Source organism: Shewanella sp. M16 (assembly GCF_018224605.1).
GTDB classification, from domain to species: Bacteria; Pseudomonadota; Gammaproteobacteria; order Enterobacterales; family Shewanellaceae; genus Shewanella; species Shewanella oncorhynchi.
The window spans coordinates 37,809-59,137 of record NZ_JAGTUL010000025.1 but is presented as its reverse complement, the minus strand read 5'-3'; the positions used below and the strand labels follow the sequence as shown (position 1 = coordinate 59,137).

At 46.4% G+C, this 21,329-nt stretch carries 23 protein-coding genes; 4 read left to right on the top strand and 19 right to left on the bottom strand.

The window, feature by feature from the left end:
* Positions 1-12: 12 nt before the first annotated feature.
* The 19 genes from traG to KFE26_RS16230 all read right to left on the bottom strand — a co-directional run bounded on the left by traG (position 13) and on the right by KFE26_RS16230 (position 17,670).
* The gene (gene traG, locus KFE26_RS16320) at positions 13-2,826 is read right to left on the bottom strand and encodes a conjugal transfer mating-pair stabilization protein TraG (RefSeq protein ID WP_212601049.1); all 2,814 of its coding nucleotides are present in this window, start codon (positions 2,824-2,826) and stop codon (positions 13-15) included.
* A gap of 2 nt (positions 2,827-2,828) precedes the next feature.
* Positions 2,829-4,217 carry a conjugal transfer protein TraH gene (locus tag KFE26_RS16315; RefSeq protein ID WP_212601048.1) on the bottom strand — a complete coding sequence of 463 codons (1,389 nt, stop codon included), beginning with the start codon at positions 4,215-4,217 and terminating at the stop codon, positions 2,829-2,831.
* Positions 4,214-4,390, bottom strand: a complete 177-nt coding sequence (locus KFE26_RS16310) for a hypothetical protein (protein ID WP_212601047.1) — start codon at positions 4,388-4,390, stop codon at positions 4,214-4,216. The genes KFE26_RS16315 and KFE26_RS16310 overlap by 4 nt, the downstream gene beginning before the upstream one ends.
* A 10-nt stretch (positions 4,391-4,400) precedes the next feature.
* Positions 4,401-4,841 carry a type-F conjugative transfer system pilin assembly thiol-disulfide isomerase TrbB gene (gene trbB, locus KFE26_RS16305; protein WP_212601046.1) on the bottom strand — a complete coding sequence of 147 codons (441 nt, stop codon included), beginning with the start codon at positions 4,839-4,841 and terminating at the stop codon, positions 4,401-4,403.
* A 13-nt stretch (positions 4,842-4,854) separates the two neighbouring features.
* The gene (gene traF / locus KFE26_RS16300) at positions 4,855-5,622 is read right to left on the bottom strand and encodes a type-F conjugative transfer system pilin assembly protein TraF (protein WP_311981220.1); all 768 of its coding nucleotides are present in this window, start codon (positions 5,620-5,622) and stop codon (positions 4,855-4,857) included.
* A gap of 104 nt (positions 5,623-5,726) precedes the next feature.
* Positions 5,727-7,538 carry a type-F conjugative transfer system mating-pair stabilization protein TraN gene (gene traN, locus KFE26_RS16295; RefSeq protein ID WP_212601044.1) on the bottom strand — a complete coding sequence of 604 codons (1,812 nt, stop codon included), beginning with the start codon at positions 7,536-7,538 and terminating at the stop codon, positions 5,727-5,729.
* Positions 7,535-8,275 (bottom strand): type-F conjugative transfer system pilin assembly protein TrbC, encoded by a 741-nt coding sequence (gene trbC, locus KFE26_RS16290; RefSeq protein ID WP_012197896.1) that lies wholly within the window; start codon positions 8,273-8,275, stop codon positions 7,535-7,537. Before trbC ends, traN begins: the two co-directional genes overlap by 4 nt.
* Positions 8,276-8,297: 22 nt before the next feature.
* Entirely contained in the window at positions 8,298-9,305 is a 1,008-nt protein-coding gene (gene traU / locus KFE26_RS16285) for a conjugal transfer pilus assembly protein TraU (RefSeq protein ID WP_212601043.1), read from the bottom strand.
* A complete protein-coding gene (gene traW, locus KFE26_RS16280; RefSeq protein WP_212601042.1) occupies positions 9,292-9,996 on the bottom strand; it encodes a type-F conjugative transfer system protein TraW in 705 nt (234 codons plus the stop codon). The genes traU and traW overlap by 14 nt, the downstream gene beginning before the upstream one ends.
* Positions 9,993-10,364 carry a TrbI F-type domain-containing protein gene (locus tag KFE26_RS16275; RefSeq protein WP_212601041.1) on the bottom strand — a complete coding sequence of 124 codons (372 nt, stop codon included), beginning with the start codon at positions 10,362-10,364 and terminating at the stop codon, positions 9,993-9,995. Before KFE26_RS16275 ends, traW begins: the two co-directional genes overlap by 4 nt.
* A gap of 1 nt (position 10,365) precedes the next feature.
* Entirely contained in the window at positions 10,366-12,954 is a 2,589-nt protein-coding gene (gene traC, locus KFE26_RS16270; RefSeq protein WP_212601040.1) for a type IV secretion system protein TraC, read from the bottom strand.
* 3 nt (positions 12,955-12,957) lie between these two features.
* A complete protein-coding gene (gene traV / locus KFE26_RS16265; RefSeq protein ID WP_048908698.1) occupies positions 12,958-13,413 on the bottom strand; it encodes a type IV conjugative transfer system lipoprotein TraV in 456 nt (151 codons plus the stop codon).
* A gap of 20 nt (positions 13,414-13,433) precedes the next feature.
* Positions 13,434-14,960, bottom strand: a complete 1,527-nt coding sequence (locus KFE26_RS16260) for a TrbI/VirB10 family protein (protein WP_212601039.1) — start codon at positions 14,958-14,960, stop codon at positions 13,434-13,436.
* Positions 14,957-15,772: a type-F conjugative transfer system secretin TraK gene (gene traK, locus KFE26_RS16255; protein ID WP_212601038.1), complete on the bottom strand. Its 816-nt coding sequence runs from the start codon at positions 15,770-15,772 to the stop codon at positions 14,957-14,959. Before traK ends, KFE26_RS16260 begins: the two co-directional genes overlap by 4 nt.
* Complete coding sequence (gene traE / locus KFE26_RS16250) at positions 15,772-16,338, bottom strand: type IV conjugative transfer system protein TraE (protein WP_212601037.1); 567 nt, start codon at positions 16,336-16,338, stop codon at positions 15,772-15,774. Before traE ends, traK begins: the two co-directional genes overlap by 1 nt.
* A 40-nt stretch (positions 16,339-16,378) precedes the next feature.
* Positions 16,379-16,681, bottom strand: coding sequence for a type IV conjugative transfer system protein TraL (traL, locus tag KFE26_RS16245; protein WP_212601036.1), 303 nt, complete (start codon positions 16,679-16,681; stop codon positions 16,379-16,381).
* A 3-nt stretch (positions 16,682-16,684) separates the two neighbouring features.
* Complete coding sequence (locus tag KFE26_RS16240; protein WP_212601035.1) at positions 16,685-17,059, bottom strand: hypothetical protein; 375 nt, start codon at positions 17,057-17,059, stop codon at positions 16,685-16,687.
* A gap of 63 nt (positions 17,060-17,122) precedes the next feature.
* Positions 17,123-17,311, bottom strand: a complete 189-nt coding sequence (locus KFE26_RS16235) for a TraY domain-containing protein (protein ID WP_012588990.1) — start codon at positions 17,309-17,311, stop codon at positions 17,123-17,125.
* A 101-nt stretch (positions 17,312-17,412) separates the two neighbouring features.
* Positions 17,413-17,670: a hypothetical protein gene (locus KFE26_RS16230; protein ID WP_012197905.1), complete on the bottom strand. Its 258-nt coding sequence runs from the start codon at positions 17,668-17,670 to the stop codon at positions 17,413-17,415.
* A gap of 119 nt (positions 17,671-17,789) precedes the next feature.
* Here KFE26_RS16230 and KFE26_RS16225 point away from each other — a divergent pair, with 119 nt between their 5' ends.
* From KFE26_RS16225 to KFE26_RS16210, 4 genes are all read left to right on the top strand, one after another.
* Positions 17,790-17,972, top strand: a complete 183-nt coding sequence (locus KFE26_RS16225) for a hypothetical protein (RefSeq protein ID WP_012197906.1) — start codon at positions 17,790-17,792, stop codon at positions 17,970-17,972.
* 441 nt (positions 17,973-18,413) lie between these two features.
* Positions 18,414-19,346: a hypothetical protein gene (locus tag KFE26_RS16220; RefSeq protein ID WP_212601034.1), complete on the top strand. Its 933-nt coding sequence runs from the start codon at positions 18,414-18,416 to the stop codon at positions 19,344-19,346.
* Positions 19,347-20,267: 921 nt separating this feature from the next.
* Positions 20,268-20,549: a DUF1778 domain-containing protein gene (locus KFE26_RS16215; RefSeq protein ID WP_212601033.1), complete on the top strand. Its 282-nt coding sequence runs from the start codon at positions 20,268-20,270 to the stop codon at positions 20,547-20,549.
* A 5-nt stretch (positions 20,550-20,554) separates the two neighbouring features.
* Positions 20,555-21,082 carry a GNAT family N-acetyltransferase gene (locus tag KFE26_RS16210; RefSeq protein ID WP_212601032.1) on the top strand — a complete coding sequence of 176 codons (528 nt, stop codon included), beginning with the start codon at positions 20,555-20,557 and terminating at the stop codon, positions 21,080-21,082.
* Positions 21,083-21,329: the final 247 nt, after the last annotated feature.

Below are 21,329 nucleotides of genomic sequence, written 5' to 3'. Positions count from 1 at the left end.
TCATGGCTATTATCACATTTTTGGTCCTGTATTAAAGGGACTTGATTGACGCACTGTTTCTGCCATTTTTTCATCGTCACTTCGATTGTCTGGCTGTATTAGGGTGTGCGCCGCTTTTGCGTCTGCACGGGCCTGTTCCATATCAATGCTCGGGACGCTAGACGCGTTATGAGTCTGTTCTTCGTGTAACACATCTTGTCTAATTTCCGCGTTGCCTTGCGCTGCATGGCCTTGGATGCGCTCAAATTCGCCCGTTTGGTAGAGGCTGTCATTGAACGGCGCAGGGGCATACTGTGGTGATTGCTGTTTATTGAAATCAATATCGGCGGCATAGCGCTCCTGAGCTTGCACAATGTCATCGCGGTTTTGCGGTAACGCTGCGTTTTTGTATTGCTCAGCAATGGCTTTCACTTCAGGGCTGTTCGTAAATTCAGCCGCAAGTTTGGTTCGCTCTTGCTGCATTTCTGGCGTTTGCCCCCTGATCACCGCCATGAAATCACCTTGCTCATCTCTTGATCTTCCAACGAATTCCACAAAGTCTTGATTTAAATCGTGACTAATACTGATAGATCCACTTTTCACGCGATTAGCCGCATCGGTGTAGCTTTGGGCTTCAGTGAGCTGGGATTGGGAGTTTTTGGCGTGGGTAGTCGCTTCGTTAAGTCCTTGTAGGAAGGTTTGTGTTTCACCTTCGTTTTTACTGTTGGTTGTACTGGCTTGTTCGCCGCTGTTATAGGATTTGACGGTGTTAACGTTAGCGCTGAACTGGTCAAGGTAGCTTTGCTGTAGACTGTCACGTTCGCTTTCACTGGTACGGGCTGTGCTGACATCATCGGTTGAGCCTTTAGTGCCAGTATTGGCGGATACGTGCGCACTAGAACCAAGAAATCCACTCCCAGGTGTGCCGAGTTTCACCCCTGCTTCTGCTCCGACATACATTGATAATAAGGTACTTGTGGCTTGGTCTTCTGTCAGGTTGAAGTCCTTAGCAAAAGACTTAACCGTACTACGCATATCTGCGAAGCCTTTGTTATGGGTGCCGCTATCGCTGGTGGCGCTATTGCTGCCATAACTGTTCGAGGTATTGACCCCGCTCATTTGACTTAGTGCGGCATTCTTGACGGTGGCGAGGCTTTCGCTTGCTAGCTCACTCTCAATTTTGCTCGCACTGATCGCGTTTGATCCAGATTGCGATAAGGAGTTTGAGACCACATCGTTACTGCTGATATTCACTGGCAAGCTACGGCTTAAAGCATTTTGGCCATTAATGACTTGTCTGCCATCATCAAAGGTGGTGGTTTCATAGCCAGTTGCATCTTGCTTGGTGTTGCCATGAATACGTTCAACGCCAGTGGTGTCGATTTTATTGCCGTTGGTGTTGTTGTAGCTGTAGTTATCCACCTGAGCGTTACCCAAATTGATATCACCACTTGCCGCACTCGCAGAGGTGCGCGCGTTAACGCTGCTCATCATGCCCGCGAACTGATGCGACATACTGCTCATTACCGACGCGCCGCCTTTCATAATGAGCGGGACAATTAATGTCGGTACGCTCATCATTAAAAAGCCGGTCATGGCCGCATAGCGGGAGTGCATTTCTTGTAAGGGATCAACGTTGCTTAACGTGATACCGCCGTAAATGTTAGTGATTTCGGTGGCGTTAAGGGATAAGCGCGTGGTCATGATGAAGTTAATGAGGGCAAACATCACCGGCCATGTGCCAAGGTAGATAAAGCCTTTGAAATAGTTGCCGAGCACTTGAAACGTGAGTGAGGGGATCATGGCAATCGCCACCACTAAAAAGGCGACAGAGCTAAACAGCAAAAACAAAATCGATTGCAGCATGGGCAAAAATTCCCGCGCCTGCAGGGCCATTCCCGCCCACATCGATGTGGTTTGCATTTTGTTTTGCGTATAGGCGTAGTTGAATGCGGCGGCGGTGTTGTTGCTCACCGCTGCATCATCTGCAAGGCCATTTCGCAGGGCGTTAATCGTCATGTTTTGCAGCGTGATTTGCGACGCGCTTTGACTGATATTGGCGTATTTTTGATAACCACTGCTGATGCTGGTATTCAAAAAGCTTTGTTGGCTTGTGGCCTTTTCACCATAAATCCAACTGCCCAGTAACTTGATGCTTTTTGCGCTGTCTGCTTGGAATAGCTGCTTGAGGCGCGGAAGGGCTTCTTTGCAGGTAGGATAGTCATTAGGACCCATTTGAATCGCCCGTAGTGGCGAAGGGTTGTGAGTCGCTAGAAAGTCCCAAATATCCGGCGCACTGGCTAAATCTCGCCATGTGTATTTATTATTGAGTAGCATATCTCCGCGAATACAACTGCTGATGTAGTGCTGCCAATAGCCTTTAAGTTGGGTGTTTTCTATCTCGCTTTGTCTGGATAACTTGTACAGCTCAGAGCCAAACATCATGCCCGTTTTACTGTATTGTTGATCATCCGGTACGTGAAAAATATCTTCCACCGTTTGGGTGGTGGCATACATATAATGCGATGCCCATGAGGCCGGAAATGCCACTATCGCGGGCACATTGTCCACGCGATAGTTACCCGTCGGATTGGTTAAATCGGTAATTTGCACTGTGGCGGTGGTGTTCATGGCAAGCAATGGCACGGCAAAGTAAACCGCGCACCATTTCATAATCGCGTTATGGTCACGCTTGATGAAAAAGTGCAGCGCGGTGGCCACCACGGCAAACAGTGCACAGATGCTTATCATGCTGGCAAATGAATCGGACTTGAACAGCACGGCAATGGCATTCATCACTTGCTTGGCTACGTCACCGTTGCTGTACGTGAAAATCTCAACCGCCATGGTTATCGCTCCCCAAAATTCAAGTTGGCCTTAGCTTTAGCGCTCATGGCGCCCGTTATTTGCTGTTTGATTTGCTGGTTTTGCATAATGAGCTGGTGCTGTGATATCGCCTCATTTTGAGCTTTAGCGGTGAGTCCTTCTAAAAAGCGGTTAGCGTTGATAATGTCTTTCTCGATGCGGTCAATGTCTTTGGGATCATTGTTCGTGGCCGTGATTGAAGATTTCACAATCGACAGCATGTTTTGCAGATAGAGGGTAATAAACTGCACGCTGATGATTTTGGCGTAAGTATTGGTTTGGGGCGTGAGTCCTGCCTCCAATTCGGTACGTAAAAAGGTCATGATGGGCAGTGTGGTGTATTCGAGCAGCGACTTGTCGTTATCTGTTAGTGGCTGGTCGTTTTGCATCTTGCTGGCGATACCTCTGAGTAAGGTTTCTACGCGGTATTGCAGGCCGTGATTACTTTGGATGGTGATCGTTTGTTGTGTCGGTGCTAAGCATTGGTCAATGGCTTGATTGGTGCATTGATAGCTTTCAGCTTTGCCGCCCTCTAACAGACTATTAATCAGGTTATTGTTGTCGGTCAGCAGTGAGCCATAACCGCGCGCATTGCCGGTCGCGTCATAGATATACGTGCCCGAAATCGACATGAGAAATTCTGCCAAGGTGGGATCGCTGGCAAGGAAGGTGTTTTTTAAAATGGCGGCCCACACAATATTGGTGTTTTTGCGCACCATGTCTTTTAGTGCGGGATCTTTCTTTGCGTTATCGAGCTGATTGTTAGCTTGACCGCCCGCGCCGCATTCTTGCTGGCCAGATACCCAATCCGCAAACGCGTTATTTTGTGTGCCCATAGTGGCACAAATGTATTTTTGACTGCCAACACCTGCAAACCCCGCCAGTGCAGATACGCCCGCTTGGGCACTCTCGCAAGAATTGATCGACTGATTGAGATACTTATCAGCAATGGCCGTTAGCGTGTCCTTAATCTGTTTGATTTGCGGTGCCCACGTCTGCAGGGCTAAATCGACTGCGAACGGTGCAGCGTTGGCGATAATAGCCTTGCCTTGTTGCACAAGGGCGTCAGAGTTAATGTGGCTGAATCCCCCCATAAACATATCAATACCGCCACAGCCTGCGGCAATGCTGGGCATTTGCACACTCACGAGCTGCGCGTCGCGAATGGGGCTACGCACAAAGAGATTGCCGCCGCTGTAGTAGTTGGCGCTTTGGCCTTTGAATGAGCCCGGATTGGTCACGTTAGTGCCATAGCCTAGGCCATTGAAAAAATCGTTTAGTGAACCTGAAACCCCCGCGCTATAGGCGTGTGTTGTCAGCAAACATGAAATAGTGACGCCCAGTAGTGTGCGCGTCAGTGCTAAGCGTTTCATGATTTACCTCCGGTATTGCCGTTTATGCTGCCGCTTATGTTGCCGTTATGACGCGGGTTTAGTGTGCGTAGCGCACGCAAGCAAACGGCACTTAACAATGCATGCACTGGGACGAGTACGAATTTATAAATGGCTAAGGCCAGTAAAATATTGATGATTAACATCGTGTCCATGAGATTGCTCCTAACGCATGCTTGCAATGACTTGTGGGTCATTGAGGGATTGAAGGTAACTTTGTTGAAGCTGCGAGGGCGTCACATCACCGACGGTTAAACGGACAAACTTACGGGTATTGACGTTGATTAAAAATGTGGCAGGCACTGTCACGCTGCGCGGATTCTCAAAGAAGGTGGCGGCAATGTCTGGCGTGGAAGGTATCGGTACTTCAAAGCCTGCTATGCCTTGGTTGTCGAGCGAAAAGGCATAGGTATAGGTGCCAGTTTGCGCCGCAAGCTGTTTCAGTTTCGGGGCGAACTGGTGGCAGTAAGGGCAATCAGAGCGAAAGAAAAACACTAACGCGTAATCATTCGGATTGGCCGCAACTGCCGCCCCCCCCATAGGCGTCGCCTTAGCGCTTAAAGAGAATAGAAGAGTCATTAACATTACTGTGATGATGCGTTTCATGGGTATTTTCCGTTTAAAAGTCAGGGGCGAAATCGGTGGCCACGTTCAGGAAGCGGCCAAGTAAATCGTCTTGAGAGATAAAGCCATACGCGAGCGGTTTCATTTCCCCCGTGCCAGGATTAACTAACACGAGTGCGGGACTAAACGGGACGTTTATGTGCTGGTCGTTTTGGCGGTTCTGCACGATGGCTGGCAGTGCTACACCATCGAGCGTGACGCCAAGTAGCTCAATGCCATGCTCAGTAGCGAACTGCTGCACACTGGGCGCTAGCGCAATATCAATTTCTTCTTGGCCTTTGTAGACAAAGAACAGCCCCCATCCCGCATCGGCAAGGCTGCGTACTGCGCGCATCTTCTTGTTGCGCTCTAATGATAAATAGGTGCTTCTTGCCGCTTGTTCCGTCGGTCTATCTTTGGTGTAAGACAGCTCAGGGTTATCTAGCAGGACCTTTTTAAAGGTCATGCCGAACTCTGACGATTTATTGCTGACGTACTGATTAAGCAGCATGGCCCTTTCCACTTTCTTGCTGTCTTGGCTGTTTATCGCCGCGTCATTGAGCGTGTCTTGGTAGTAGCTGTGAAACCAATCCATCTGCTCTGTGGGCGTCAGTGTTTGGGTGCGCGTGAGTGTGACGCTTGGCGTTTCGGCCTTTTTAGGTGCTTGCTTCTTGGGGGCGGTCGGTTCGTTATACCAGCGCCAGCCTTGTGCATCCGTGGCGTTCGCGCCGAGGCAAAACGTTGTCAGCATAAGGATCACTAACGCGCTGCGCTTGTTGACCACCGCATCCCCTTTTTTTGTGGACAACCACGCCAACGGCGCGTGGCTTGACCACCGAAAAAAAGGAGATACTGCGGCATGTTGTAAGCGGTCATTTAACAACGTCATCATGGTTTGGTTCCTCCAACCGACTGTTGTAAGCGTTTTTGAATTTCATCTGTGTTGGGCAGTTCGATGGCGTCGTACATGTCTTCATAAAAATCAGAAAAGTCCATTGAAGACATATCAATGCGTTGCAGTTCGTTAGGTGAAAAGGCGCTGCAATCAGGTTGTTTAGCGCTGCCGAAGTTTTTGCCCAATTGCGCGCGGCCCTCAACCTGCACAATGCGCGCGAGCTTGCTATCAAACGCGCAATAGGCTTTTTTCTTGCGGATACACACGCCAAGCACTTTCTCAGCGCAATATTGGCCAAGTGATACGGTGAGCTTGTCTTCTTTGGCGGTACCCAGCGCTTTTTCTTCTTCACTGCAGGACGTTAAGCCGATGCCGTTACCCCAACCGCTGTCCTGACAACAATTGCTGATCCCCAGCGCTTTATCGCTGCACTCCATGATGTTGCCTTTGAAAATGATGGCGCTGTTTTCGTTGATGTTGGCTTTGTCTTTCACATCACCGGCTGCGTCACTGACGGCGGCCAGTCCTGCCGCAGCATGGTTAAAGTCAGTGCTGCGAGTGGCAGCAGGATCGTAATAGTCACCACTGAGCGCAAAGCTGTCAGCACCGCAGATAAGGCCCGTATCGCGGCATTGCTGTTTATCACATAGGCGTTGTTGTTTATCTTTAATGCAAACGCCGCCAAGTTGGGTGTCACAACTGGTCGATTGAATGCTGCAATCTGCGATGGCGTCGCAGGTATTGGGAAAGGCACATTGATAGGTGGTTTGTTCTTTCCAGCAATCCAATGTCACGGCTATCCCATTAATCATGCGCGTTTCTTTACCTTCTACGCATTGAGATTGGACTTGTTGGCACTCAGGAAGAACAGCACCACAGCTGTTGTTGTAACCGACTTCAACATGCGTTTCAGTGGTGATGATAGTGATGGGTAAATTCTGTAACTCAATTTTAAAGTAAAAATCCCAATTTGCACTTATATGAACCGCTAATGGGGATGCTTTAATATCATAATTTTCTGTGGTTAATGAACTGTTTACACTCATTGCGCAAGGTTGATTAGCAACACATGTACCAGGGGCTCTCTCTGTTAGAACATGTCCTATAAACGTACCATTTAATGCAATTGATAATTCGGCATCAATGGCTATAGAACGATACTCACCTTTAAATTGAACACGGACGATCTTAACATTAGGGTTTGGTAATTTAATGTCAATAGTAAACGGTGGTGTGCCAGTTAAGCTGTATGAATGCGCCACTTCCTTAACCGATGTGCTTTTGACAAAGGGTGTTAGGTAGCATTGCACCGGATTATTGGTGGGCAACGTGCAAGAACGTGGCAGAGAATCGACTTCACAAACGAGCCCTTTTTCACAGTCATGATATTTAGATGAAATGCCGTGGCTGATATTGTAAGCATCATTTTGATAGCCAACGGCGGTATGGTATGCCGGATCGTTTTCATCAATCGTCGGGCGGCCATTATTAAAGCCACTCGTCACGGCTTGGGCTTGGCCATCCGTGCTCATGCCTTGCATTTTGGCACTGTCCATGGCGCTCGGGTTGTTGTAGTAACGGCTTTCGCTTGGGTTAGCGACTTCTTGCTGACATGTCGCATCTTTGCATAGGCTGTTAACGTCAAAGCCGGTGTAACCCGCTTTGTTCTGATTCTGCTTGATACTGTCTTTGGCCCACTGCACATTATCGCGGTAATCCTTTTCGCTGTTGGCCGCCATAACAGGCAAGGCGGCGCTCAATGTGAGGATGGCACTGAGGATTAAGGCATTATTCAACTGAGTCATTTCGCCCCCTTTGCTAATGTCTTAGCTGCCACATCGGGAATGCTGCCGTGTTGTGCAAGTAAGTTCAGCGCGTCATACAACGAAACGTTGCCGTAAATCACGTCAAAGTCATCGGTACTGCAGGGCTGTTTTGCCTGACATTTGTTGGGTCTTACAGCAACAAAGGCGGGTACTTGGGTAATGCCGAATTGCGTAAACCACTGGGGATTAATCGCAAAACCGCTCTGTATGGTTTTACCCTTGTTATCGATAAGGTGATTCATCTGTTTAACGGTGGCTGTAAAGCCTTGAGGCAGTACACCGCGCACAATGAGTGGCACCTGTAAGTCTGCGCTTTGCATGAGTAACTGCTGCAAACTGGTCGCAGGCATACCCAACGACACAAATACCATCACACCATTAGCATCGGCGCTGGGGTTGGGCTTTGCATCGAGCAATGGTGATAGTGCGTTGTCTAATTGGCCTTTGCTTTGCGCTTCGAACTGACGGGCTTTATCAAATAGTGCGGCTTGGTCTACGTTCAATGGGGGTAATGTGTGACGTTCTCGCATCGACAGCGCTTTTAATTCGTCAATACTGTAATCCGTTTGGGCGAACACCTGTGAAATTGATCCAAGGCACCATAAGCTCACGAGCAGGGCTAAGCCTTTAAATGAATGTGAAAATAGGCTGTTATCCACAATTTTTGTGCATAAAGCGGTATATGTTGTTGGTAATTTGGTCTCAAACTTTTTCATCGAAAATCCCTCTCCTTATTGGTCACAAAAACACGCAATTGCGTTTTTTGAAGTTGATAAAACCAAAGTTGTCACCCGACACAGGGTTGTCGTGGCCACTTTCCCAGATCACCGTTGTCGTGGTGTAAGGGTGCGCCCATAGCGCATCGGGTATGGTGTTGGTCATTTGATAGCGATAGCGGGATTTAGGCATGAGGGGCATCGGCGTTTGATAGCAAATCGCGCCATCTTCACCGTGGGATTCCCATACGATGCCTTGGCGATGCAATTTGTAGTTCAGGCGCTCTAAAATCAACGTACCCGCCTGAATTGGCGTGTCGCGGTAATTGGTGGTGCCAGTCAGGGGGTAAGCACTGCCTTGTGAGCCCATACACCAAAACAGAAAATCAAAAGGCAATATGCTGTTAGTTGAGGTGGCCACGGCTTCGGTTGCACAGGCGAGTTGTGACACGATATTGCCAAATAAAATGGCTTCGGGATTGAGGATAAATGACAACTCGTCATCATCCCACAGTGGGTCAATCTCTGTTAAATAGGCAATGTCGAAATTGTCCGTGGCCATACAAGCTGCGCTTTGCATAATTTGCAGCCAATAGATCACAGGGTATTTGTACCAGTGCCCATGATAAAACGCGCCATCACTGGCATCGTTATCGCGGTTAGTGACGCGGCCGCCGATTTGGGGGGAATTACTCATGTCGAGCTTCATGCCCATGTTGACCATGCAGTAAGGGACGCGCGTCACGTCCACTAAGGTATCAGGCTCCCAATAGCCAATATTGAGGCCAATTTGCATAAAAATTGGTGGCGGTTTGGGACAAAATGAAATGGGTGATACGGGGTTGCGCGTATCGGGTAGGCTCCCAGGAATAATAGGCACACTGCCAATGGTCATCGGGAAGATACACGACCAACAAATGTCGGTCATCGGGTTAACGAACGTGCCCGTACAGGCCGCTTGCGCGTTGACTTGTGCGGGAATGACTCCCATTAAGAATGCTAAGAGCAGCGCAGGTTTAATGTGTCGCATGGTTTGTTTCCTCCATGAATACGGGGAAATTTGACACATCTATTTCGCGCACTTGCCACATCACCCCCGCTTGCTTAATGACACTCGGCACGCGCTTAAGTGTTAATGCGCGGCTGAGGTTTCCTTGCTGGTCAAAGTAAACGCGCGCATCTAATTGGCCATGCAGTGTTTCGGGTTCGCCGCCCGTTAAAATCCATTTGATGGTGTGTGGCTTGTCATGGGTTGTTGCAAACTCTTTGGCCCATAACACTTGCTGCACATCATCCCCATCAAAAAACACCAGCGTTTTACTGAACTCAAACTTGCCGACGTTGGCCTTTTGCAATGCTGGCCATGTCTTGGTGTCAAATGGGTTTACGCGCGTCCCTTTGGGATAAATCAGGTTGCCATTAGCATCATTGATATCTTTGGCCAGCGTTAAAGTGGGATCGACTAAAAACACTTCTGGTGTTTTAGTTGTGATAAGTCCCACTGGACGAGGGCGCTTAACACCGGCTTTGACATTCTCTTGGAATTGCTCGCGCATACTGTCTAGCTCACCCGTTTTTTCTAAGGTTTGCAGACGGTTTTCAATCCACTGCAGCATGTCAATTTCAGCTATGGGGAACACTTGGCCCACGGTGCCGATGGACGCAGCCTTGAGTGGTAAGAGTGGGCATAGCGCTAGCATCAGAAGCGCGAATTTATTCATTTAGCCGTGACCTCGTTCGCTTGGGCGCGGTTCGCCTTGTTTTGCGCTTGAAGGGTTTGCAGTAGTGACTGCTGAATTTCTTGGGTGACATTCACGGCGCCACTGACGACGGCGGGGCTGACTAACACCACGACATGGTTATCAATGGCGTATTGCTGCACCACATCATCGAGTGTTTGGGTAAATCGAGTGATTTCTTTTTCGCGTTGTTCGTCGGATAGCTCGCTTTGACCGATAGATTGGTGAAAGCTCGCCACGGTTTCGTTAATGTCATACTCGACAACACTGGGTTCGCGCGTCACCCAGAGGGTTATCATGACGCCCAGCGTCACCAGCCATAAAATTGATTGTATGATGGTTTTTTCCATTTTATGCGGCCTCTTTGTGGGTTGCTGCGGCGGACAAAATGGCATCAAAGCGGGCCATATCATCGGGATAGAAATGTTGGGCTGTCAGTTCAATGGCATCGAGTAACGGCATGCCGCCTTTAATCAAGTTTTCGCAATATTCAAACTCTTTGGGTTCAGTTGAGAGCATGGCGCGCGACCATGGATCGGCAAAAATCCGGTGAAAGGACACTAGCCCGCCCGCTTTGAGCATGACGCAGGAATGACCCGCATCATTGGCGCGGGGGAATGACTTGATCATGTGTTGCTCGAAGGGCGAGAAGTGGTCAGGATGCTTGTTCAAGAAATCCCCAAAGCCATCACCTTGGCGCAATGTGATATGAATATCTGAACTGTTCAGTGCCGCTTCGGCCTCGGCGTTGGCAAAGAAGTCGTTCATGCCTTGCGTTACTGTGGCAAAGCTGCCGCCGAACTTACGCACTGTGCGATAACCTTCGTTGATGAAATCCTTACTTTGCGCATTCGCGCCGCTCATGAGTGACCATGCTTCTTCAATCACACAGATTTTCGGAATAGAACGTTGGCCCGATAAGTACATTTGTTGGCTGATCGTCACCATCAACGCGAAAATCACCGGACGTTGTAGCTCGCCTTTAAATCCATCAAGTTCCAGCGTGGTGATATCGATATTGGGATCGAGCATCGAGGGCTTATTGAAAATTGCGCCATGAATGCCCTGTGAGCAGAACTTGTTTAATTGCGCGGCAATATCACTGATACGGGTATCGTCATTTTTTTGTGCGGCAATGTCATAGAGTGCCGTTTGCACATCGTCAATCAGCGTGTCGTTACCGCATTTTTGCCATGCCAGCAAAATAGCATCGCCGAGTAATGCCGTCTGAAATCCGGTGAGCTTTTCATCAGGTGATGCCATGGTGGCGATAAGCGCGGTGATGTTTCCCAACACTTCGGTGATGGGATCAATGGCTTGACCTTCATCATCGAGGATTGGGCCAAAAGTACCCGCATCCCGCACGCTTAATACTTTGCCTAAGTGGGTAAACGGGTTTAGGAAAATCTGCGAACTGTCGAGATAGACGCCGCCTAATGTTTGAGTGAGTTTTTTATAACTCTGACCCTTGTCTAAAATCCATGCCTTGCCCCCTTTGGCAAAAATCGATTTTACTAAGGCTTGCATGAAGAATGACTTCCCTGCCCCTGAGCCGCCCGTAATCGCCATGTTGTAGTTATCACTGCCGCAGTTAAACGGATCGAAATAGCTAATTTGATGGCGCATTGTTGGCAAGAGTAGCCCTGCTGATAAGCGTTTGTAGTCTGCAACAATCGGTAAGAAATTCACCAAGTTTGAGGTTTTCATCATGAAACACAGGCCCGCTTTTTGGCTGTCTTTCATAAAGCCTTCGCTCATTGAGAACGGGAGTGTGGACAGGGTGCACATGCCTTGCAGTTTATTGTTTCGGATTAAATCAATGCCTGCCGTGCGGAAGGTCGCAATCGCTTTTGAGGTGTCATGGCGTTGTTTCTCTTCTGTCGTATACAGGGTGACATTCAATGTCATGGTGGTGATTTTAAAGGCGTGTGAGCTGAGTCCTTTTTGTATCTCCTTGCGTTCAGCCAGTTCATCCGCGGCGCTGGGGATTAACAACCGCATAGGGGAGTTGACCGTTTTCGTTAGTGAGCCAATTTTGCTGTCGTTACGGGTGGTTTGCTCGCCGGTTTTATTAATATAAAAAGACACGCTGACACGATAAGGACATTGAACACTGTTCATGGTGTAACTGAGTGATGCAATACAGTTGGGAAACGCATATAGCCTAAAGTCGTTCGGCAGCCCCTTTAGCCCAAGATTGATTAAGGTGGTATCGACACTGTTGTCGGATTGCATCGGCGTGTGACGGATATTGACCGAATCACGATTAATGATGAACTCACTGTCAGGGCTGAGAATTTGGGTGTTGAGAGGTTGATACTCGTTATATTTAGCGGGCGAAACGCGATCTTGTTGATGCGAAAAATTTAAATGCTCGCGGCAATGCTCAATCAAATCGTCAGCGCCTAAGCGGCGAATGTGCATGCCTGTTTGCGCCAGTTCTGACTCAACGCCAAGACGCATATCCAGCAGTGCAGGCATGTCCTCTGTGGTTGAAACAAAGAAAAACCCTTTGGTGTTCTTTAAATCGTAGTGGTATGCGCTGCTGAGCTTGGTGCCAAAGCCTTTGGTCGAACTGTGTTTGGCATAGATAGCTTCATTATTAGCAAATTTATCGCAAATGGCATTGCGACCACTGAGCAGCGCTTGATTTTGCTCGATGAGTTCACCGACTTGGTTGTTACCCACCATGACGAATTGATAGTGCCATTTGTCGCCCTCTGGCAGTGTGCACACCAAGGCGTTCATGGTTTTGATCAAGTCGTCATTAGCCCCGCCAAACAGCGAAATGGCAAAGCCAAAACCAAGCGTATTGGCATTTTCAAATACTTGTTCGGCATCATCATAAATGCGATAGGGCAATTCATGATGCAGATGGTTGTGCTGCTGTTTGCTGCTGGCATAGAGTGCGCCGAGATCGTCTTTAATACGTTGTTTCATGGCTTAATCCTGCTTGATGTATTTGGCAGGTCTACCCGTCCAACGGCTCTTATCGACCACGATGTAGACATCGCTGGTATCAACGTAATCACCTTGCTCATTGAGATACGGGAAGATTGTTACTTTTTGGACTGACTCAGAGGTGCGCAGCGGTACACCGTGGCGGTCGCGGCGTGGCAATGGGATAAAGTCTTGTTGTTGGCTCGCGAGCTTGGGAAGTGCAGTTGTGCTTTGGCCGCTTAAGGCCGTCACCGCAGGGCTTTGTGCTTGTGGCTGATTGAACACACCACTGTCGGTAAGTTGCCTCACTTCCATCATATTGGTACAGCCATTGATGCCGCCCACCTTATCGCAGGAATAGTCACCATCCAGCCCTGCTGCACAGCCACTTAATAGCCATGAAGCCAGTGCGATAATACCGGTGTTACGTAATGCATTTTTGCTCATGATTGGGTTCAAAATGTCACTCCTTAAATGAATTAATTCGCACGGCCAAAGGCTGAGTTAACAGGGGGGCGTTGACCTTGTTGGTTATATTGCTGCTGTGGTGTAGGCGTGTTTGCGCCTTGGGCCTGCGGCTTAATATTCCCTGGCATCTGTTCTAACAGTGGGTTGCTGATAGTGTTGAGGATTTGCGCTGTGGCACTGACAGGATTTTGGGCTTGTTGCGCTAGCGCTTCTTCATATTCTTGAATGCCAACCGGATCGAGTGGGAAGCCTTTCAAAAACACGATGTTGACGGTATTGCCCGGATTGAGCTCAATAATCGGGTGGTATTGCTCAGCTAATTTGATGTAGTAATCAGCAAGCTTGCTACCCACGCTTGAACTGGCACTGCCGGCTAAGTTGAGCAGTGCATCGGCCCCATTCACGCTTGAAGTTGATCCAAGTGCTGAGTTAGATGTGGTTTGGCTCAGTGCTTTACCTGTCTCACCAATGCCCGTCAAAATGCCGCTAATGCCCGCCATTTGAACGATTTTGCCGTTCTTCATAATGGCAGTACCGCGAATGCCATTGCGGCCATAGTTAAATACGGTCGCCTCGACGGGAATGTCGATGATTTCATCTTCAAAAATACAGCTGAGGCGAGTGGTGCGCACAATGCCGCGACTCGATGAGATTTCGCCGTAAGCCGCGCCTAAAACTGTACAGTTGTTTAGTTTTGAGGGCTTGCCGTTAGGCAGTACACCTTGGTTAATGGTTTGGAATACCATTGGTACGGTATCGCCTTGGCCATTCACACCCGCATTGGCATCTGCGCCGCCAGTAACGACAGCTGTCACAAATGAACCTGCAGGAACGTAGTTCTCAGGGGTGCGTTTTTTTGGCAGGTTTTGGTCTGGCGTTTCCCAATTTAGTGCAAAGGAATCGATGCCATTTTGGGTTGCAGGTGGCGGGATAGCACCGCCTTGATAGGGGGCAGCATACCCACTTTGTCCGTCACCCACGCTCGGGCGTGGTGGTAGCGTTTGTTCACCTAAGTAGCGTGTGCTTTGCCTAACGGGATAGGCTGATGCATCAATGCCCTCTGTCGAAAATTCATCGGTGACATTGCTATGCTGCATTGCATTTGCGGTAGCGGCATTAATCTTATCATCAATTCTTTCAGTGATGGTCAGTTGGAACGTCTCTAAATTACGTTTTAAATCAAGGCGGTTAGCTTCATTGCTGCGCTCAATGGCTTGCATGCTGCTCAGCATTTTATCAATCGTTTTTTGTTGCTTATCTAAGGCAATTTGTTGTGCGGTGAGCGCAGACTGATTGTCTTTCTCTGTGAAATCTTTATCAATCACGGCACCAAAATCGATTGGATTGCCCGCTGCGGTTTCAGGAGCACGTTTAGGGGCAGACATATAGGCGTCGCCCGCTAAATAGAGGGCACCGAGTACCGTGGCCCCCACCCCTGCAATCACCCAATTGCGTTTTTTATTGGCTTCATTTAACGCACTGCCTTGCTCAAAGTCGGCTTCGGGGTCTTTTTTGAAGTAGTCTAGGAGTTGCTTCATTGCATGCTCTCCCCGCCTGAGACAACAAAGAGGTGGCCTGTTTGCTGTGGTGCCAATTCATAGGTTGATAAGGCTGCGGCTCGCGTCGTTGGGGAGTAGAACTGCGCCGTTGTGAGGGTGACTGGGAGTGTTGCGTGATTGGTTACGCGATAAATGATGCCGTTGAAATGCTTACCAGTGAACACGAAAGCAGGTTCTGTTGTCAGTCCTGCTGGTTTGGGCATTTGCTCATTTAAGCGAGTAAACATAAGGTCATCTATTGATGTTTCTGTGCCTCTTGGCTCGTTATTTGTTGGTTCTCGTTCAGCAGGGGCACTAACTATATGCACACGATAACCGTCAATCGGTTTGCCTGTGTTCAGGTAACGGATCATTTGCGCGGTAAACTCCGTCATCATGGTGGGGTAAGGGGTTTTCTTATCGAAAACGGAGGGTTGTTCTTCTCGATAATGTTCTGCTGTGAAGATAGAGGTCACGGCAGGAATGGCTTTAGGGCTGATGAATAAGCCGAAATGTCTGCCCTTTTCTGTTGATACATAGGCTGTGAATGGCATGGCCAGATTGAGGTTAACGCGCGCTGCGCCGGATTTATCCGATTTAGTGCCAGTGACAACGCAAAATCCTTCAGGGCAATCAATCGAGGTGATTTTGTCACCTTCAACGACTAAGCGGTTGATATCGACACTCGACAGCTCAATAGGAACCGTTTCACTGTCATTGAATCCGTAGTGTTTTGGGGGCGTATTTGCTGCTAACACGCTCATAGGAAAAAGCGCGCAGGCTGCGAAAACAAGTGGGTTAGCAATCTTCATTATTTAACGTCCTTTTGCACTTTCTTAATGGCTTTGAGCGACAGTTGGCCATGGTCATAATTCATGGCAATGATGTAGCTGATGTTTTCGGGTTCTAGCGCGCGTTTGCCCACATATTTGTTTAACGTGCCCGTTATTTTTACGAGACGATCATCAAGGGCAATTTGAGTTTCATTGATGGTGAAGTGACTGCTGATGTTTTGTTTTTTAATCATTGCTGCATCTTCAACCAGTAAAGGTTGCATCTGATGCCAATCAGCTTCATCGATATAGTTTGCGAGCTGTTTGTACTGATGGTCTACCGAAGCGGGCGTGACATTGAGCTTTAGAAAGGCAAAGTATTCCGACATCTGCTGTAAATACGGTTCGTCTATAGACGTGTCTGATACGGTAAAGGCTGCGCTGATGGTCGGTGGCACAACGGTGCGGCTTTTATTGAAGTAGGCCTTCCATACAATACTTGCTAGGACCGTGTTACTGATCATGGCTACGGTAAAGCCGATTAACAGAAGTGTGTTGAGGGATTTTGCAATGCGGATAAAGTCGATCTTGTTCTTTTGTAACATGGGGCATCCTTAGGGGGATTGGCCCCCTAATTCACATCATTTAACGTAACCAGTAGCGGCGACATGCCGCAGGCGTTCGTTTTAAAAATGAAGCGCTAAATTCTGCTGGGGCGTACCAATAAGCGGTGAGGCGTAATACGCTCATGCCGTATTGCGATTTCATTCTGCGCATCCCTAAAAACCATGAAGAGGCAAGCGCAATGCCAATGAGCGCTTGATTCATCATGAATAACACGACAAAAAACACTAAGGCAGGAGCAAGTTCATCCATCGCGAACCCTAATAGCGTAGGGGTGTTATTAAGGTGTTTAGGGATGCTAAAAAACTGAGTGGGATTATCCACGGCCTATAGACCTACAACCTTCATTCCAACGTTGACGAAAATGACGCCAACGATAAAGCCGCCGATAGCCCCGCCCCAGTTTTTGGTCAGAAAGCCCCCGACCGCGGCGGCACATAAACCTACGGCGAGAATGGCGAACTGTGCAGTTGAGCCGGTGCCAACGGTATCAACAATTTCAGATTTAGCCGGTGCAAAAGGATCAGCAGCATGTACATCCCAAGACAACAGCAAAGTAGCGACGACACAAATGATGAATAGGAAAGTGCAGCGCATTATGAATATGGTGCTATCACTGGGTATATGTTTTGCGAGTCTTAGGATCTCTGCGTTTACTTCAGTTTGTTGTGCGCTAGGTTGTTTTTGAGTCAGAGTTGTCATATAACACTTCCTTTGTATATATTTAGGTGAGACTTATGTAATTAATTGTAATTACTCGTTTAATCATTGTTGCTTAATTGGTTTGGGCGGAGCATCAACAAAACTTAATAAACTATGTTCAATTCGAAGCTGTATTTCGGCTCGTTTGCTACGTGCTGAACGTTCACATGAATTAACTAATTTATTGTGATATTCACCTGTTAGAATAATTGTTATTCTTGAGTGGTTTTTGTTAATTTTTCCATCGGACATGTAATCCTCATTTATATCTGGTTGTGCGACTATCGCGGCGAAGATAATAAGTGAAAACAGATACCGTTATTAGTTAGGAAATTCCTAACTTGAAATGAAACTTAAATTGAGTTACGTAATACTTGTATTAATAGTTTATTTAAAAAGATAGTTCTAATTTCATTAGATGACGTGCATCCAAATTCTGCTCTGAGATCGGCAAGGTGCCTTTCAATTGCCGTGCGTGAGCAGTCTGCTTTGGCTTGTAATTGAGATGGTGTCATTCCTAGTGAAAAATCCTTCATTACTTCTAGCTGCCGTTGCGTAAGAGTTGGGAACAACTCACGGAAAATAGTGATCTCGCTTTTATTTAGAGGCATATTTTTTTACTTCTTTATTGAAAAATCGATATGTTCTATCATGAATAAAATTACAAGATTACTGTATTACAGTAAACTTACTGTATTACAGTAGGGTGGTCAATACAAAATGAATTATTATGAAAAAAAATTATAACCCTCCTACTTCGTCTAAAACTGAGCTTGTGACGTTTAGGTGCCCAAAGAAGCTTAAGGAATTGATGGACCAAGCTGTAAAAGATGGTAAATATCAAACAATTACAGCTTTAACTGTTGAGGCTGTTAAGGATAAATTGCAATTCGACCCCGATTCAGATGCATAGTTGATCTGTTTTGCATTGGCCTTGCAATTTTTTTGATGAGCTATTAAAATACGAAGTAGATTTTGAAGCAAAAGTGCATTACATAGCACGCTACTACATAGTTTTCTATGTAGTGTATTTTTCAAAATTAGAGTGTGTTGGGGGTGGTTCCCTGACGTGAAGCATTCGACAACAAAGCCGACTTACCGAATGGGTCGGCTTTTTTGTGCCTAAAATTCAAGACATTGAAAGATCATTGATCTTTGCGATCGATCATATTATAGTGTTTGGCAATGTTTGAACTAACCATTCAAACAGCCCTAAAACATTCGGAATCAACAATAATGCCTAATTTCTTAAATGGCTGCTATTTGCAGCACAAGATCCATATCCTCAGATACATATACCCTCTATGCCGCCAGATCTCGCGATCTATGCTGAGCTACAGTGGGATAGTGTCTGATGCAAAACTCTAGTCAATCAGATCTTCTCTATTCATCATTCAGCAGTGATGATTATCAAGAACATCCTCCTTTATCTAGTTATGCTGATATACCTCATGTTCATATGGCAGAACTGCCAGATGGCAATGCTTACTCTGTCGATGAAGAAGCGATTAGGTTAAAAGTTGCTAGAAAAGCTGAGCGTGACAAGATCAATGCCGAAATTAAGAGCCTTGCTAACATCGTCAAGAAAAAAGGTGTAGCTGTTGGCTTTAAAGCAAAAGTAGCATCTTATGCTGGATTTAAAGCTAAGCGACTACCTGATTTTGTGCAAACGTTATTAACCCAATCTAAACTATTGCCTCACCGCGACGATTTTTTAGATCGTGGTGATGGATTGTGTAGAGGAAAAACTCAGGCACGTTCTAAAGTGATTTTAGGCTATATGCTCTCTGCATTTGTTGTTAACTGTAATGTCAACAACGGTCATATTGTCGTTGCTACTAGACATGGCGGCAAGAACGTTACTCATGATGAACTACGTAAAGAAGTGGCCATGCGTCACGGTGTCTACATACCAGAATCAACATGGTACTTTTACGTTAATCGATTAGTTCAATGCGGCCACATTGAAAGCCATACTGTGAGCATTTATGAAGATGGCCACGTAGCCTCTTTTCATGCTGAAGCGAGCCATAAGTATTTATCAACAAAGCTTATGTCAATGTTGGGTGCTGACCGATTATCTGTAAGAACAGCAGCTGCGAAGCATAACGTTGATCTGAAACTGGCAGGAAAATCATTTAAGCAAAAACCCCGCTACGCGAGTTCGCGCTATCGTCGCGATGGTTCTCTTCGTCAAAATATGCCAATCATAAAACCGTCTCAAGAATTGTTGGCACTTATTCGCTCTCACTATGAACGCGAAGCTTACTACGTACCTCCCAATTGACATTCTAAGCCTTTTTAATTCTTCGACTATCAATCAGTACATTACTGATGCTTCTCATGTCCCAATGTCCAATAAGCCCCTCATACCCCTAATTTATTAGGAGTATCTCCATCAATTCTTAATATTACTTAGCCAAATTGGATTGGATTGATCTTATTTTATGTATAGCCATACTTTCTTTTTAATAAACTTAAAGTACAAAAAAAAACTGCAAAGTTAGTTGTGATCTTTAGTCTCACCTCTTTTGATTTTTTCTTTTGATTTTTAGCTTTAGAAAATGAAAGATAAAAAGATCTATAGCAAAAGATATAAAAATGATGACTGATAAATCAGTCGCTTCTACAAGAGATTAAGAGAAGCGCTGCAAGTTAATTTTGTCTTCGACCGTTAAACTACAAACGTGCTGTAACTCAGTTGCTAAAGAAAAAAGCGTCTAGCAGGACTAGTTTGCAAGCTCAATGCCAAGGTACATAAATAGAATGGTTAAACCATTCTATTGAGAAAGTCATTTGTTAAAGTAATCCCCTCAGATATTCAACGATCCACTTTATAGTTAACGCTTAGAGAAAGATCAAAAACACCGCTAACACCTCCTTTTGTCATCCGACCGTTTAACAACAAACGCGCTGGCCAATCGTTAAAAACCAAAAAACGGTCTTGCAGGGAAAGAAATTTCAAACACTGTGCCATTAACAATCGTACGGTTTTAGTACGGCTAAATTTGACTAAAATATCATTTAGACGTACTATGTACGGAGTTTTACATAAAGATAAAACACAACAGAGTTTGCTCGCAGCAAGTAATGAGGTACTAAAAAATGGAAATTTTGAATAATTTTAATGAATTAGACAAATTTATTGTCTTAGATTGTTATTAAGGAGGTTACAACTTAAAAAATTTGATCCAATGAGGAATTCGATATGAGTATTCAAAATACGGCAAATGCTGGAGCCGTTTCAAAACCAGCGCGGATAGAACTTAAAACCTCGCTAGAGGTAAAGGAACTGCTTGAACGAGCGGCAGCTATCAATGGCATCAATCTTACGGCATTTATCATTAATCAAGCCCGAGAGAGAGCCCATGCAATTATTGAATCAGAAACTACACTACATCTGAACCAACATGCTTGGACTCAATTTGAAACCATTTTAGATAATCCTCGTAAAGCTACTCCGGCACTAAAGGCACTATTTTCGGAGTAAAATAAATGAGCACAAGCGATGTTGATTATCAGCTGCTAAACAAGATGGAACGACAACCAAGTTTTTCAAATTTTGATTGTGGTGATCTGTTTCTTGATAGTTTTGCGCCTAAGAAATTGGCGAAAGCTGATGCTAATAATGATTCTCGGGTCTATGTTGCTGTAGACAGAGATATAGGTGTTGGATTTGCAACGATGAAAGTTTTTATGCTCAGTAATGACGAGCATTCAATTTTATCTGGGAAATATCCACGCCAGGTTCCTGTGGTAATGTTAGATCAAATTGCAGTTGATAAAGCTTACCAAGGCAAAGGAATTGGTAAACGCCTGATGCGGAAAGTGATGGAAGCTACGGTGTTAGTTAATGAGCTTGCTGCCGCGAAGGGTTTAGCGTTATGGGCTCACCCTAGAGCTAAAGATTTTTATATATCGTTAGGGTTTGATGCCATTCCTGATGCAACCAAACAAGTGCAAGACGTTGAATTAGCTTTAATGTTTATTCATGTTGAAACCATTTTGGATGCATTGAAGTAACTAAGAGTTATCAAGAAACGGATTACCACCACTAAACCCCGCTTGCGGGGTTTTTATTTGGGGTTCTGTGCCGGAACCGCCGAACGCCAAAACTTATGCCTCACGGAAATTTCGGCGGTTCCGACGTACACCCCCTAAAAGCAGTGCTGTAAGTTAATTTTGTCTACGACCGTTAAAATTCAAACGCGCTGTATAGTCAGTCGCTAAAGAAAAAGCGTCTAGCAGAAGGGATTTGTAAGCTAAGTGC

Excerpts from the sequence above, each read along its gene's own strand:
- traG (WP_212601049.1), bottom strand. The coding sequence starts at position 2,826 with ATGGCGGTTGAGATTTTCACGTACAGCAACGGTGACGTAGCCAAGCAA.
- KFE26_RS16315 (WP_212601048.1), bottom strand. The coding sequence starts at position 4,217 with ATGAAACGCTTAGCACTGACGCGCACACTACTGGGCGTCACTATTTCA.
- KFE26_RS16310 (WP_212601047.1), bottom strand. The coding sequence starts at position 4,390 with ATGGACACGATGTTAATCATCAATATTTTACTGGCCTTAGCCATTTAT.
- trbB (WP_212601046.1), bottom strand. The coding sequence starts at position 4,841 with ATGAAACGCATCATCACAGTAATGTTAATGACTCTTCTATTCTCTTTA.
- traN (WP_212601044.1), bottom strand. The coding sequence starts at position 7,538 with ATGACTCAGTTGAATAATGCCTTAATCCTCAGTGCCATCCTCACATTG.
- trbC (WP_012197896.1), bottom strand. The coding sequence starts at position 8,275 with ATGAAAAAGTTTGAGACCAAATTACCAACAACATATACCGCTTTATGC.
- traU (WP_212601043.1), bottom strand. The coding sequence starts at position 9,305 with ATGCGACACATTAAACCTGCGCTGCTCTTAGCATTCTTAATGGGAGTC.
- traW (WP_212601042.1), bottom strand. The coding sequence starts at position 9,996 with ATGAATAAATTCGCGCTTCTGATGCTAGCGCTATGCCCACTCTTACCA.
- KFE26_RS16275 (WP_212601041.1), bottom strand. The coding sequence starts at position 10,364 with ATGGAAAAAACCATCATACAATCAATTTTATGGCTGGTGACGCTGGGC.
- traC (WP_212601040.1), bottom strand. The coding sequence starts at position 12,954 with ATGAAACAACGTATTAAAGACGATCTCGGCGCACTCTATGCCAGCAGC.
- KFE26_RS16260 (WP_212601039.1), bottom strand. The coding sequence starts at position 14,960 with ATGAAGCAACTCCTAGACTACTTCAAAAAAGACCCCGAAGCCGACTTT.
- traK (WP_212601038.1), bottom strand. The coding sequence starts at position 15,772 with ATGAAGATTGCTAACCCACTTGTTTTCGCAGCCTGCGCGCTTTTTCCT.
- traE (WP_212601037.1), bottom strand. The coding sequence starts at position 16,338 with ATGTTACAAAAGAACAAGATCGACTTTATCCGCATTGCAAAATCCCTC.
- KFE26_RS16240 (WP_212601035.1), bottom strand. The coding sequence starts at position 17,059 with ATGACAACTCTGACTCAAAAACAACCTAGCGCACAACAAACTGAAGTA.
- KFE26_RS16235 (WP_012588990.1), bottom strand. The coding sequence starts at position 17,311 with ATGTCCGATGGAAAAATTAACAAAAACCACTCAAGAATAACAATTATT.
- KFE26_RS16230 (WP_012197905.1), bottom strand. The coding sequence starts at position 17,670 with ATGCCTCTAAATAAAAGCGAGATCACTATTTTCCGTGAGTTGTTCCCA.
- KFE26_RS16225 (WP_012197906.1), top strand. The coding sequence starts at position 17,790 with ATGAAAAAAAATTATAACCCTCCTACTTCGTCTAAAACTGAGCTTGTG.
- KFE26_RS16220 (WP_212601034.1), top strand. The coding sequence starts at position 18,414 with ATGCAAAACTCTAGTCAATCAGATCTTCTCTATTCATCATTCAGCAGT.
- KFE26_RS16215 (WP_212601033.1), top strand. The coding sequence starts at position 20,268 with ATGAGTATTCAAAATACGGCAAATGCTGGAGCCGTTTCAAAACCAGCG.
- KFE26_RS16210 (WP_212601032.1), top strand. The coding sequence starts at position 20,555 with ATGAGCACAAGCGATGTTGATTATCAGCTGCTAAACAAGATGGAACGA.